Annotated in this window: 11 protein-coding genes; 2 read left to right on the forward strand and 9 right to left on the reverse strand. The window is 44.6% G+C overall.

Annotation, left to right across the window (positions count from 1 at the left end; translation table 11 throughout):
* Positions 1–652 precede the first annotated feature (652 nt).
* The 4 genes from ligA to ACRRU2_RS19985 form a co-directional block, all read right to left on the reverse strand.
* Positions 653–2,668, reverse strand: a complete 2,016-nt coding sequence (gene ligA, locus ACRRU2_RS19970; RefSeq protein ID WP_432504416.1) for an NAD-dependent DNA ligase LigA — start codon at positions 2,666–2,668, stop codon at positions 653–655.
* A gap of 79 nt (positions 2,669–2,747) precedes the next feature.
* The gene (gene pcrA, locus ACRRU2_RS19975; RefSeq protein ID WP_432504418.1) at positions 2,748–5,102 is read right to left on the reverse strand and encodes a DNA helicase PcrA; all 2,355 of its coding nucleotides are present in this window, start codon (positions 5,100–5,102) and stop codon (positions 2,748–2,750) included.
* A gap of 66 nt (positions 5,103–5,168) precedes the next feature.
* A complete protein-coding gene (locus tag ACRRU2_RS19980) occupies positions 5,169–5,894 on the reverse strand; it encodes a heptaprenylglyceryl phosphate synthase (protein WP_432504420.1) in 726 nt (241 codons plus the stop codon).
* A gap of 143 nt (positions 5,895–6,037) precedes the next feature.
* Positions 6,038–8,566 carry a DUF3656 domain-containing U32 family peptidase gene (locus ACRRU2_RS19985; RefSeq protein ID WP_432504422.1) on the reverse strand — a complete coding sequence of 843 codons (2,529 nt, stop codon included), beginning with the start codon at positions 8,564–8,566 and terminating at the stop codon, positions 6,038–6,040.
* A gap of 221 nt (positions 8,567–8,787) precedes the next feature.
* On the opposite strand from ACRRU2_RS19985, the gene ACRRU2_RS19990 reads away from it, so the two are divergent.
* A complete protein-coding gene (locus tag ACRRU2_RS19990; protein ID WP_331702620.1) occupies positions 8,788–9,756 on the forward strand; it encodes a sugar phosphate isomerase/epimerase family protein in 969 nt (322 codons plus the stop codon).
* A gap of 61 nt (positions 9,757–9,817) precedes the next feature.
* Here the strand turns inward: ACRRU2_RS19990 and ACRRU2_RS19995 are convergent, their stop codons facing one another.
* The 3 genes from ACRRU2_RS19995 to ACRRU2_RS20005 form a co-directional block, all read right to left on the reverse strand.
* Positions 9,818–10,144 carry an AzlD domain-containing protein gene (locus ACRRU2_RS19995; RefSeq protein WP_432504424.1) on the reverse strand — a complete coding sequence of 109 codons (327 nt, stop codon included), beginning with the start codon at positions 10,142–10,144 and terminating at the stop codon, positions 9,818–9,820.
* Positions 10,141–10,839, reverse strand: coding sequence for an AzlC family ABC transporter permease (locus ACRRU2_RS20000; RefSeq protein WP_432504530.1), 699 nt, complete (start codon positions 10,837–10,839; stop codon positions 10,141–10,143). Before ACRRU2_RS20000 ends, ACRRU2_RS19995 begins: the two co-directional genes overlap by 4 nt.
* Before the next feature lie 210 nt (positions 10,840–11,049).
* Positions 11,050–11,691 carry an NAD(P)-dependent oxidoreductase gene (locus ACRRU2_RS20005; RefSeq protein WP_432504426.1) on the reverse strand — a complete coding sequence of 214 codons (642 nt, stop codon included), beginning with the start codon at positions 11,689–11,691 and terminating at the stop codon, positions 11,050–11,052.
* Between the two features lie 233 nt (positions 11,692–11,924).
* On the opposite strand from ACRRU2_RS20005, the gene ACRRU2_RS20010 reads away from it, so the two are divergent.
* Complete coding sequence (locus ACRRU2_RS20010) at positions 11,925–12,350, forward strand: Rrf2 family transcriptional regulator (RefSeq protein WP_331702630.1); 426 nt, start codon at positions 11,925–11,927, stop codon at positions 12,348–12,350.
* A gap of 63 nt (positions 12,351–12,413) precedes the next feature.
* Here ACRRU2_RS20010 and ACRRU2_RS20015 read toward each other — a convergent pair whose 3' ends face one another.
* Both ACRRU2_RS20015 and ACRRU2_RS20020 read right to left on the reverse strand, forming a co-directional pair.
* Positions 12,414–13,280 (reverse strand): YitT family protein, encoded by an 867-nt coding sequence (locus ACRRU2_RS20015; RefSeq protein ID WP_331702624.1) that lies wholly within the window; start codon positions 13,278–13,280, stop codon positions 12,414–12,416.
* A 404-nt stretch (positions 13,281–13,684) separates the two neighbouring features.
* The gene (locus ACRRU2_RS20020; RefSeq protein ID WP_331702625.1) at positions 13,685–13,894 is read right to left on the reverse strand and encodes a hypothetical protein; all 210 of its coding nucleotides are present in this window, start codon (positions 13,892–13,894) and stop codon (positions 13,685–13,687) included.
* Positions 13,895–13,934 lie beyond the last annotated feature (40 nt).

Genomic DNA, 13,934 nt, shown 5'->3' on the forward strand with positions numbered 1-13,934 from the left:
ACTAGCTTTAATGTAGAAATAATTCACCTTAAAGGTAATTAATTTCATACATTATTATTTAAAAATTAACGCGATCCATTTGTTCAGTTTTCAAAGAACTTGCTGTCCCACTTGTGTGGTGACAAGAATATATATTATCAGCTCTGACAAGCTATGTCAACAAGTTTTTTTAATTTCTTTTTCAAGTCATTATTCAACTCGCTTGCCGCATGTCAAAAGCAACATTTGTAACTTTACCACATCCTAAAATAAAAAACAACAGAAATATATTCCTTCTCAAGGATAAACGGCTCCGCCGTCCTTTGGACAGGCGCGTTTACCGATAAATTATAAGAACAAGTTTATTGTGAAAACTTATAAACTCTTATAATTCAAGGAAAGAATGATATTCCTGTTGTATAACTATCCTTTTGGAGACTGTCGATTCATTGTGGATAGTTGCAAAGAGCGATAGAAAGGGGCGCCACTGCGAGCAAGATTGGGATTCCGACCGCTGTTGTAGTCTAATTTTCATGAATAAATAGGAAAAAATCAGCCTACAAAGGCGGACGCCGCCGCTTCTCCATTCCCATTCTTGCTCTCCGTTTCCCCTTTCTCATTGCTTATCAATAGTTGCCCACAATGAATCGACAGTCCCGTTGGCTTCTTTAACTTAAGCCTCGCCAAGCATCTGCCGCAATACAGCTTCATCATCTATAATTGTAATCCCAAGCTCCTGTGCCTTTGTCAGCTTGCTTCCGGCACTTTCTCCCGCTATCACAAAATCAGTCTTCTTAGAAACACTGCCAGAAATTTTAGCGCCGCATGCTTCCAGCTTTTTAGCAGCTTCATCTCTGGTCATCGTCGGCAACGTCCCGGTAAGCACTATGGTTTTACCATTAAACACACTGTCTGCCTTTACTTCCAGTGGCTGCTCAGCTTGTGCCTTGACACCTAGACTTACCATTTTAGCAATGCTTGCTTTGTTCAGCTCATCTGAAAAATACGCAATAATACTTTCAGCTACAATACCGCCTACATCCGGCAGCGTAATAAGCTCATCGTATGAAGCATTCGCAACAGCTTCCAAGGTGCCGAAATGATCTGCCAGCATTTTGGTTGTAGCGCGCCCGGTATTAGGAATGCCGAGTGCAAAAAGGAAAGCGGCCAAATCTCTATCCTTAGATGCTTCGATTGCGCCAAGCAGCTTCTTCGCTTTGCGATCGCCAAATCGCGGCAAATGGATCAGATCCTCATAACCTAGCGCATAAAGATCTGCAGGGTCATGCACATTGCATTCCAAATACAGCTGCTCTGCCGTCATTATACTGAAGGTTTCAATATCCATTGCGTCACGCGAAGCAAAATGAGTCAGCCTTGCAATAATTTGCGGCTTGCAGTCCAGTCTATTGTTGCAAAATAGATGCGCGCCGCGTTGCTCCAGCTCGGAGCCGCAGGCCGGGCATTGCTCAGGAAAAACAATTTCTGCGCCAATCTGATCATCTGCTTTTCCCAAAATTTCAGGAATAACATCATTGGATCTGCGAATCGTCACCAAGGTTCCCAGTGCAAATTTTAAATTTTTTCGTTCAATGTCGCCCATATTATTGAGAGTGCAATTTTGTACGGTTACGCCAGCCAATTCAACAGGCTCAAGGCGCGCAACCGGCGTGATTTTGCCCGTACGGCCTACTTCCCATGACACGGATTCCAGCACGGTCGCTGCTTCTTCCGCTTCAAATTTAAACGCAATTGCCCAGCGCGGGAACTTATCTGTATAACCTAATACCTCTCTTGTACGCATATCTGTCAGCTTTACAACAGCACCATCAATCAGGAAATCAAACGATTCCCGTTTAGCGGCAATATTATTAAGCTCGAGCAATACTTCTTCCAGCGTAGAAAAATAATGAATATAGGGGTTCACTTTAAAGTAATTATCTCTCAAAAACTGATGCATGCCCTGGTGATCCTTGAATTCCACCCCTGAAGCATAGCCAATATTATAGAAAAAGGCATCCAGCTTGCGCTCAGCAGTTACTGCCGGATTAAGATTGCGCAGTGCTCCTGCAGCCGCGTTGCGGGCGTTTTTGAGCGGTTCAATTGCCGTTTGATTATACTTTTCCAGCACAGAAAGCTGCATAATTCCTTCACCCTGTACCTCAATAATCCCGTCTGTAAAAGGAATACTAAGCGGAACAGAGCGTATCGTTTTCACCTGCGGCAAAATACCTTCACCTATCGTCCCGTTGCCTCTTGTGGAAGCTTGTACAAGTCTGCCCCCATCATAAGTAAGATTTAAAGTAAGACCGTCAAACTTTAACTCCACTACATAACTAGGCGGCGGCAAAGGCTCCGTATCTGTATTTTTAGTATTGTAGTCAGACACAGCCTTTTGTACACGGGTGCCCCATGCCATCAAATCATCCACATTTTGAGCTTTATCCAGGCTCCACAAACGAGCAAGATGACGATGCGGCTCAAAACCGCCAAGCAGTTCTCCCCCTACTCTTTGTGTTGGTGAATCCGCCTGAATCATTCCGGCTTGCGCTTCCAGTGCCACAAGTTCATCATATAAGCGATCATAATCGACATCGCTAACCTTAGGCTGATCGAGCGTGTAATAATAATAATTGTACTCATTAAGCAATGAAACAAGCTCTTTCATTCGTTCCAGCTCTGCTGCCATTACTTGATTCCTCCTCTAATTACATGCTCGCACCTGTTACCATATATATTGTAGGGAAAAACTGTATTCTTTACTCTACCTAAAGCTTACGGATCGGAGCAAAGCCGGCAAGCAGGCGTTTGATGCCTACAGGAGCTGGGAAAGCAATTTGCAGCTCCATATCGTTGCCCGTTCCTTTTACGGCTACTACAGTCCCCTCGCCCCACTTGCCATGCGCGACCCGGTCACCTGCAGCGTAGCTCGCTGCCCCCGCGTCATTAGCTGCGCTTCCTGTCGTTTTGGCAGCATCAAGCGGTGTACTTACACGCACTCCGCCGCTTCTCCCGCCAAAGGAAGGCTTTACGCCGCTGCCTGCCGCACCGGCCGCGCCAAATGGGCTGGATGGGCGTGCTCCTCCAGTACGCTGCTGTCCAAAAGCACCTGCGCCGCCGCCAAAGCCCGGTCTGCCGCCTGAACGGCCAAAGCCGCCGAAAGCAGCACCATCTTTAAGCTCATCAGGTATTTCATCTAAAAAGCGTGAAGGCATATTCATGCCTGTTCGCCCAAACAACGTCCGCATGCGTGCACAGGTCAAATAAAGCTGCTTTTCCGCCCGCGTTATGCCCACATATGCAAGACGGCGCTCCTCCTCCAGCTCTTCGTCGTCACTGAGCGCACGGCTGTGAGGAAAGACAGATTCCTCCATACCGATAATAAATACAACGGGAAACTCCAAGCCCTTCGCGCTGTGCATCGTCATTAGTATTACGGCATCGCCGGCATCGCTGTCTTCTTCATCATCATTCATGGAATCAATATCAGCGATTAAAGCCAAATCCGTTAAAAATGCCACAAGAGACCGATCCTCATTGCGGGCTTCAAAGTCCATTGTTACCGATAGAAACTCATCTATGTTCTCAATGCGTGCCTTTGATTCCAGCGTGTTCTCACGATGCAGCTCTTCCCGATACTGTGTGAGTTCGAGCATTTTTTCTGTAAGCTCCGTTACGCTCAAATAATCAACCATTGCCGTAAGATTATAAATCAGTCCGTAAAACTCATTCAGCAGTCCCCGTGTACGCGCATTGATATCCATACCAATATCACCAAGATTGCTTAAAAGACGGTAAATTGAAATACCGCGCTCGCCCGCTGCTGCTTCAAGCTTGCCTACCGTCGTATCGCCAATTCCGCGCTTCGGTACGTTAATAATGCGCATTAAGCTTATATCATCATCCGGATTGGATATGAGGCGCAAATAAGCAAGCATATCCTTAATCTCTTTGCGGTCGTAGAACTTGATGCCGCCTACGATTTGATAAGGAATATCCGATTTAATCAAAATTTCCTCTATAACACGAGATTGGGCGTTCGTACGATATAAAATTGCATGATCAGAGAAACGCCGGCCTTTGTTTTTATTGTCGCGTATTTTACCTGTTACAAAGTATCCCTCGTCATGCTCAGAATCAGCCTGATAAATCGTAATTTGATCGCCTGCCCCCTGCGAGGTCCAAAGCTTCTTCGCTTTTCTGCCTGTATTATTATTAATAACTGCATTGGCAGCATCCAAAATATTACCTGTCGAGCGGTAATTTTGCTCCAGCATAATCGTCTTGGCTTCCGGGTAATCTTTTTCGAAATTTAATATGTTCGTAATATCCGCACCGCGCCATCGGTAAATCGATTGATCGCTGTCCCCTACCACGCATATGTTGTGATGCTTGTCGGCCAGCATGCGGCACAGCATATACTGCGCTCTATTCGTATCCTGATACTCATCAACATGCACGTATCGGAACTTATTCTGATAAAAATCCAGCACTTCCGGCACATCTTTAAATAGTTGAATCGTCATCATAATCAAATCGTCAAAATCGAGTGAATTATTGCTGTGCAATCTTTTTTGATACATCATATACACCTTGGACACCATGCTTTGAAAATAGTCCCCTTGCTTCTCCTCATAGCGCTGAGGTGTAACGAGTTCATTTTTCGCACCGCTTATTGCAGCTTGGACTGCTTTAGGCTCAATTTTCTTAGTATCCATATTAAGGTCTTTCATGCAATTGCGAATAACGGACAGTTGATCGGCTGAATCAAGAATCGAAAAATTGGAGGAAAAACCGATACGGTCTATATCCTTGCGCAAAATACGCACGCACATGGAGTGAAAAGTGGATACCCAAATATCGCGTCCCGAAGGCCCGACCAGCACACTTACGCGCTCCTGCATCTCTCTGGCTGCTTTATTTGTAAATGTAATAGCCAATATGCTCCATGGAGCTACCCGCTTCTTCTCTATTAAATAAGCTATGCGATGCGTCAGCACCCGCGTCTTGCCGCTGCCCGCCCCAGCCATAATAAGAAGTGGGCCGTCTACAGCTAGAACAGCTGCTTGCTGCGGGGCATTAAGCTTCTCGACTGCTTCATCTATACTAATACGATTGAACATACTCGTACTCCTTTGTTCGCTTTTTGTTCGCCTAATTTCTAGTTTAGAATACGACTGACAAGCGTGTCAATCAGGAGCGAGAGAGACACTGTCGACAACTGTTTCCTGAACTGCCGCCACAGTTGCGAGCGCAGCCGTCAAATCCGAATAAACAATATTTCCAACAACAACGGTATGGGCATATTGAGCCGCGTCTCTAGCCTTTTCCGCGCTGTCAATGCCGCCGCCATAGAAAAGTGTTGCTTGCTGGATTGATTTCCTTGCCTGCCTGACGTATTCCATGGAGCCAAACTTACCGCTATATTCCAGATATACGATTGGCAATCGCATTAGGCGGTCAGCCATCTGCACATGCGCAACAACCTCTTGCTCCGAAAGCTCAGTATGCGCACCAGTGATTTTCGCCGCAGTCGCTTCTGCATTCAAAATAATATAGCCTTGAGCAGCCGTTTCTTCCCACGGCACAAATGTTCCATACTCTACAAGACCTTCTGTCTGCTTGCCATTAATCCACTCCGAACGGTTCGTATTAAGCACAAGAGGCACAAAGTAACCATCGAATCCGGGTACTGCGCCCTCCAGCGTAGACACCTCCAACGCGCATGCTACCTCGTATCTTCGGATACGGGACATTAAATCGACCGTATTGTCAAACGTAACCCCTGTAGAACCCCCAACTATAATTGCATCGGTTCCGGACATGCAGATTGCATCCAAATCTGCATCAGAAATTTCACGCTCCGGATCAAGCTTAAATACATGACGCCACCCCGAATACCATTCTCCACTCATTCAGCTATACGCCTCACTTTGCTACATTTCGTATTAACTTATATTTTTAAGAAAGCCTATCGCATATCAACTGCTCTTATGCAATAGGCTTGTGTTGGTTCTTGCTTCCGTTTAATTGTGTGCAGTCAACTTCCAGTCGTTCGTTATTTCACAAGCTGACCGCGGGTAACGCCGAGCTGATTGGTAGCTTTCAGTGTACGCCATACTTGTGTGCCAGTAATTCTGCCATCCAAAGCATCGCGGTACAACGACAATACTTCATGCACCTGCTCTGCCGACTCCTCCAAAAATTCAACGCGGAAGCTGGCTACGCCTAACTCCAGAAAGTTACGGATGTACTCAGAGCCAGACTGCTCAATCGCATTATAGACCGTATTGCGGCAGCCTTCATCTACACGTACAGGATGCGACATGCCGATGCGGTCCTGCAAGGAAACGCGGTGCTCTTCACAAGGCCTGCCGCAATTCGTATAATCCGTACCCTCACTTAAAAACGTGCAATATACGCAATGCTCAGTATGGAACATTGGCAAATGCTGATGGATAACTACCTCCATGTGGCTAGTTTGCGATTGCTCAAGCAAATCGACCATTTGTTGAATATTCAAATCATAGGAAGGCGTTACAATATCCAATCCTGCTTCTAAAAATAATTTAACTGCTTTATGATTCGCTACATTAAGCGAGAAATCGCCAATCAGCTTTGGAAATGGCTTGTCCGGCTGCGCCGCTCTAGCCCGCAAGTAATAATAAAGCGCCCCTGTATTGCGTACCAGTATCGCATCCGGCTGAAGCTTTAATATATTGGCATGGTAGCCGTTCTCGTTCGGCATATGAATACGCGGCGTTGCCAGCGCAATTGGCTTTCCTGCCTGTCTCGCTGCGGCAATTGCTGCAGGGAACTGTTTAATGAATTCAAAATCTGCATAAATAAAAGATGCATCCGTCTGAACTGCAGCCTCTACCTGCTCCAGGCTGCGGCATAGCACAGTCAGTTCAGCCTCGGAGCCAGTTAAAGCAGCTGTATGCTCTCCTGCCGGGCTTAGCTTCGATTGGGCATCTGCAAAAGCATCCACGTTATACTTTGTATATACAGGAGGCTTCGGACGCTCGCCTGCCAATAGCTCCACAGCTTCACGACGCAAACGATTCAGCTCGCGAATAGGCAATATAACGTCACCCTCCAGCGCAATCTCAAGCTGCTCCAGCTGAAATACCGTTCCGCCCAGTCGGCCAAGCTGCTCCTCCAAAAGTGCAGCATCCATCGGGCGCTTCTGCGCAAGCTCCAGCTCGAGCTCAGATGCCACCTCAATTGAAGTTCCTTTATTCACATCTGTCCAAATCGTATGCAGCGGCTCACCCGCTTTACCGGATACTTTTACATGAAGCGGAAATACACGGTATGGCTTATCTGTCTCAAAGCTTGCACGCAAGCGCCTGTCCAGTGCAGGATCGCTCGTTTTCCAAATACGATCACCTACATGCACTTTACGCAAATCAACATCATTACGACCTGAAACAAGCTCAATTAGCGTTCCTTCCTGAGCCTCGCCCTCAATCTTCACGCCATGGCGGCGCAAATCGTAAACGCGGCCTCCTTCTTCCTTCTTCGTAGGATCACCGGCATCAAATACGATACCGTCGCCGCGCTTGACTGGCGCATCCAGTCTGACCGTTACTGCATCGCGCATAATACGTTCAACCTTTCCCAAGTAAACGCCGCGGCTTTTAGGAAAAGTTCCTTCTACAAGCTTTTTATTGTTAGTCCCTTCTAGAAATCCGTGAGTAAAGCCTCGCGAAAAGCTTTGCTGCAGCTCGCGCACCTCTTCCCTGGATGGCTTGGAACGGTCACCGTCGAAATACTTGTCGATGGCAGCCCGATATTTGCTTACAACGTTAGCAACGTATTCTGGGCTTTTTAAGCGTCCTTCGATTTTAAAAGAAGTAACGCCTGCTTCAATCAACTCAGGCACTAGGTCAATCGCCGCCAAATCTTTTGGAGACAGCAAATAGGCAACATCTCCCATCGGCTTTTGCTCGCCGTCTACCATTAAATCATAAGGCAATCTGCATGCCTGCGCACATTCCCCGCGATTCGCTGAACGGCCGCCCCACATTTCAGAGGTCAAGCATTGACCGGAATACGAAACACATAGAGCGCCATGCACAAACACTTCCATAGGAAGCTTCGCTTGCTCGCCGATTGTGCGAATTTGCTTCAAATTATTTTCACGCCCTAAAACGACTCTTTCCATAAAGAACGGCTTCGTAAATTCAACAGCCTCCGGTGATGTAATCGTCATCTGAGTCGAGCCGTGAATCGGGAAGTCAGGCGACATTTCGCGAATGAGCTTCACAAGTCCAAGATCCTGCACGATAACCGCGTCAACACCTGCATCTATACACATGTCTATTAGCTTCTGCGCGTCGCGAAGCTCGTCTTCAAATACTAATATATTAAAGGTTAAAAATCCTTTAACGCCGTACGTATGCAAAAAAGCCATTATTTCAGGCAGCTCTTCACTGCGGAAATTGTTCGCTCTTGCTCTGGCATTAAATTTTTCCACGCCAAAAAATATAGCGTCAGCTCCATTGGCTACTGCCGCACGCATGCATTCCCAGTCACCGGCAGGCGCCAGCAGCTCAATATCCGCTCTTGTTAGTGTTGTCATTTTTTCATTTCCTCTCGCAAACCAGCTATTTGTCATTATTTTATCAAACCAAATCCTGCGAATCCACCACTTCTCATTGGCAATTTTATTTTGCTCAATCCTTATGTGATTTTGCTATCTTGCTTATGTTCTATAGTAGTCTAACAATCAATAGTGCTATACTAAAGGAGATTTAGTGGAAGATCATTATTTTATGGATAAACACAGGAGGTTAATTTGGAATGAAACTAGGCGTATTCAGCGTACTTTTCGCTCAAAAATCTCTAGAAGAAACATTAGATTATATTGCATCAAAAGGACTCGAAGCTATCGAGCTTGGCACAGGCGGTTATCCTGGCAATGCTCACTGTAATCCCGATGAACTATTAGCGGATAACGGGAAGCTTAAAGCTTTCAAGCAAGCTGTTGAATCTCGCGGCATTATGATTAGCGCGCTTAGCTGCCATGCTAACCCGCTGCATCCGCAAAAAGCAATTTCCTCTGTCCATGACGCAGAAATTCGTAAAACGATCGAGCTCGCTAACCGACTTGAAGTCGAAGTGGTTAATTCCTTCTCCGGCTGTCCTGGCGATCATGAGGATGCTAAATATCCAAACTGGCCTGTAGCACCTTGGCCAAACGACTATCAGGAAATTTTGAAATGGCAATGGGAGAAGAAAGTTATCCCTTACTGGAGTGAGATCGGCACACTGGCTTCAGAAGCAGGCGTCAAAATAGGCCTAGAGCTGCATGGCGGTTTCTCTGTTCACAGCCCGGCGACACTTCTTCGCCTTCGTGAAGCTGCCGGCGATGCAATTGGCGCTAATCTTGATCCAAGCCATATGTGGTGGCAAGGCATTGATCCGGTGCAAGCTGTCCAAATTCTTGGACGCGCAGGCGCTATTCACCACTTCCATGCGAAAGACACGTCCATTGATCCAATTAATGTGAACCATCACGGGGTAACAGATATGCAATCCTACGCCCTGATGCTGGATCGCGCTTGGCAGTTCCGCACAGTCGGCTATGGACATGATATGAAAACTTGGGCAGATATTATTAGCGCCCTTCGCCTTGTAGGCTATGACTATGTCGTAAGCATTGAGCATGAGGATGGACTAATGTCGGTTGATGAAGGCTTCTCTAAAGCTGTTTCCAATCTGCAGCAAATCCTGATCCGTGAGCCGCTTGGCGAAATGTGGTGGGTATAAAAAAAGCGGGTGTCCCTTCGGTCTTCGCGACCTTAGGAGACGCCCTTTTTTTGTTCAATCATCATGATAAAAAAAGACGAGTCAGAGCCATACAAGCTACGCCGACTATAACCGTTAAGGACAAGCTTTTAGTACGAATAGCAACAGCTATTGTAGGAACAAGCGTAATCAAAATAGGCCAATTGACGGACACCCGATTATCGGACGTTTGCAATAAATTTCCGATGATAATGGCGCTTAATACACATACCGGTATATATTTTAACCATCTTAATATAAGCTCAGGCAACTGGACATTTCGCACAAAAATAAAAGGAATAATGCGCGGCAGCCAAGTCACTAGCGCACACCCAATAATTAACCATAGTAAATTCATATCTAAACTCATTTTTCAGTCAACACTCCAATAGTCGCAACAATTACCGTAGCAATCAAAACTGCCATATGAACCGATACAAATTGAAGCAAAATGTACATCGTAATCAACATAATCACGATAAGTTTCAAGTAATGAATTAATTTCGTGTTCTCTACATTGGAAAGCTGCAAGACGAGTAGCGCAACAAACATGGCCACCAGTGCAAAGTCTAACCCCCATTGCTCCGCGTTGGGAATCCATCTCCCCAAATAAGCTCCAGCTATACAAGCAAAAAACCAAGAAAAATAAGCCGTTACATTCAAACCATCCATCCAGCGGCTGTATAGCTTCTTATTTTTTATTACCTCTGTCACCGCGACACCGAACGTTTCATCTGTTAACAAAGTGCCAAAGCCAACATTGCGCAGCAAGGAGTACCTCGTCAAATGAGGAGCTACCGTTAAACTCATTAATAAATGACGCAGATTTACTACAAAAATAGTAAATATAATGGCAGCAGGCGGAGTATTCGTTAATAGAAGTGCGCACAAAATAAATTGTGCGGAGCCTGCGTAAATAAGCAAGGATATTAATCCGATCTCCAGCATGCTTAAACCGGAAACTGCGCCGACTATTCCAAAAGAAAAACCGATGCTTAAATATCCGAATAAAGTAGGGACACAATCTTTCATCCCTTGTACAAATGAATTTTTCCGTTCAATCATGACCGCCTGCACAGCTATACCTCTCCTCTATCCAAGTACTTTCTATAAAGGAAATGCTCCTTTTTATTGTGTCACATTTATTATAACAAGCTTTTTTGTTAAATGAGTCATTATATATAAAACAAAACTCCTGGAAGATCTCGACTTGAGACCTGCCAGGAGCTTGCTTTTGTTACTATTATTAAGCTATTCGGCATGGCTCGCTGCTTTTTATTGAGCTTCTCCAACTACTGTGAAGCGCTCATTCCTATGCTGCGGATGTTCAATTTCATCCAATACCGCAATTGCATAGTCTGCATAGCTGATATAACTATCGCCTTTCGTATTTACAAGCAGCTGATCCTGGCCTTTAACATAAGAGCCCGTACGCTTGCCGCTTGGATCAAAAAATGCTGATGGGCTAATATAGGTCCATTGAATTCCGCTTGTTTGCTGCAGCTCCTCATAATTTTTCCCCATGTTGAAGGCGGTAGGGAAATAGGCCGCCGGGAAATCCGGCGTATCCATCACTCGAAGCGTCTTTGCCTCGTCTACATATAAGCTTCCAGCACCGCCCACTACGATCATTTTGGTATGCGGCGCATGCTTAAGCGCCTCGATCAATACTTTTCCAGCCTCCACATGCTGATGCTCTTGCCCTGGAACAGCATTAAAAGCATTAACTATAACATCAAAACCGTCGATGTCATTTGATTGCAATTCGAAAATATTTTTTTCTATAACTGCTGCTGCTTTATTCGTAATTTTATTTGCGTTCCGAACAATCGCTGTTACCTCATGTCCTCTTTCCAACGCTTCTGTCAAAATGAAATTGCCCGCTTTTCCGCTTGCACCGATAACTGCTATTTTCATGAATAACTCCTCCTGTATATGTTGTCGTTAACTTGTAACTAAATTGATTACATGTAACAATTATAGTTACAGGTTAGCTGAATGTCAATTGTTAGTCCATACCAGCTGCCAAAATCAACAGCCTTAGTATATATTTCATGTATTGTTTCATGATGATGCAGTATAATATACTTGTAATCAAACAGATTACATCTGATAAATCCATTTTTATTATTATTCGGCAGGTGTTTAACATGTCCATCAGCAGCAGATTTGCAGTCGGCATTCATATTTTATCGCTCCTAGTGCTTAACAAAGACAGAACTAACTCTTCTGAGTATATTGCAGCAAGTGTAAATACAAATCCTGTTGTCATTCGTAAAATAATGGGCATGCTAAAAAACGCAGGCCTCATTCATATCCGGCCAGGCGTCGCTGGCGCAGAACTAATCAAGGACTACGCTGAAATTACTTTGCTGGATGTGTACAAAGCTGTTAATGCTGTACCTGAAAATGAATTGTTCAGTATGCACAGCAGCCCCAATCCCGCTTGTCTAGTCGGCAGGAATATTCAAGAAGCAATTGATCCTTTGTTTTCGGCAGCTCAGTTGGCGATGGAAAAGCAGCTTGAAGGGGTAACTTTAAAACAAGTCATTGACCATATTGAAAACAACAAGTAATGTGAAAAGGCTGCACCCCTGCTTCAAAGAGCAGCGGGTACAGCCCGTTTTATATAGATCTCTTTAGTGAATACTGCTTTTACTAAATGTTCCGCCGAGTACATCCGTTACATGCTCAACCGCAATAAAAGCACTCTCATCAATGGATTGTACAATGCCTTTCAACTTCGCAAGTTCCAAGCGAGAAACCACACAGTAAATGATTTCGGTCTGTTCCTTTGAGAATCCGCCTTTAGCTTGCAATAGAGTCGTCGTCCGTCCAAGACGGTCAATAATCGCTTGTGAAATTTCCTCATATTCCTTGGATATAATCGTAACCGATTTCGATTCATCCAAGCCCTCCACGACAATATCAATCATTTTGATCGCAATGTAATACGTAAACATAGAGTACATGGCAGAATTCCAATTAAACACAAAGCCAGCTCCGATAAAAATAATAACATTGAATATCATAATGACCTGTCCGACGGCAATCCTGATTCTTTTAGATATAAGAATTGATAAAATTTCAATACCATCAAGCGCTCCGCCATAGCGGATTACCAAACCGACACCTATACCTAGTATTAACCCGCCAAATAAAACGGCTAGCAGTTTTTCCTCTGTAAACGCGCCTGAGTGATGCAGCGTTGCTGTAGTAAACGACATAACTGCAATGCCATATAAAGTAGAAAATGCGAATGTTTTGCCTAGTTGCTTGTAACCAACAACTAAGAATGGAATGTTAACTACGAAGAGCAGAATGCTAAGAGGTAATGAAGTGAGATGGGACAGCATAATCGATATGCCTGCAATACCGCCATCAATAATATTGTGTGGAACTAGAAATTTTTCTAAGGCAATACCCATAAGAATGGAACCGATCGTAATAAAAATGGCCCGTTTTAACAGTTCACTGAAAGATAATCTTTTGTGTTCTTTAGCCATAAAGGCTTCCCCCAATACTTTGAGCGAGCTTATTGTGGCTTCCAACACCAACCTTCACCATTGCCGCTTATATCCGATTGCTTTAAGAATAATAAACGCCTGTTCCTGCATAATACAGGCTGAATGCTGCTGACTGGAAACCGCATATGCCCGCAAAGGATCATATTAGCTTCTACAAACTTACTGCTGCAGCTAACTAATAATGTAGTTACATATTTAATAATAGTACGTTCTATATTCCTTTGTAAATGTCAGAGACAAAGAAATTTCATACTGCGCAGCATTATTATTCCTCATTTTGCTATTTTCTATAACCCATTACAAACAATAATATACGCTCTAAATAGGAAAAGGGCTGCCCGCGGGAATACCCGTCAGACAGCCCTGAATTACATATTTACAATTTAAGCAAGCCAAACTTTGAAGATCATTACATAATCAATAAACAAGAATAATGCTAGCGATACAGCTGTAAAACCGATCGCAAACACATTTTTTCTAGGACGAGCAAGCACCAGTCTTACAAATCCGATAGCAATGATTACAGTAAATGCGAGCATAAACCAATCAAACGGATCAATTGTAGACTTCGCAGCTGCTTCTGCTAAAAACATGAAGGGACCTCCTTTAATATACCCGTTGAAAGCGTCCGCT

It is taken from the genome of Paenibacillus sp. GXUN7292 (assembly GCF_050864975.1).
Lineage (GTDB): Bacteria > Bacillota > Bacilli > Paenibacillales > Paenibacillaceae > Pristimantibacillus.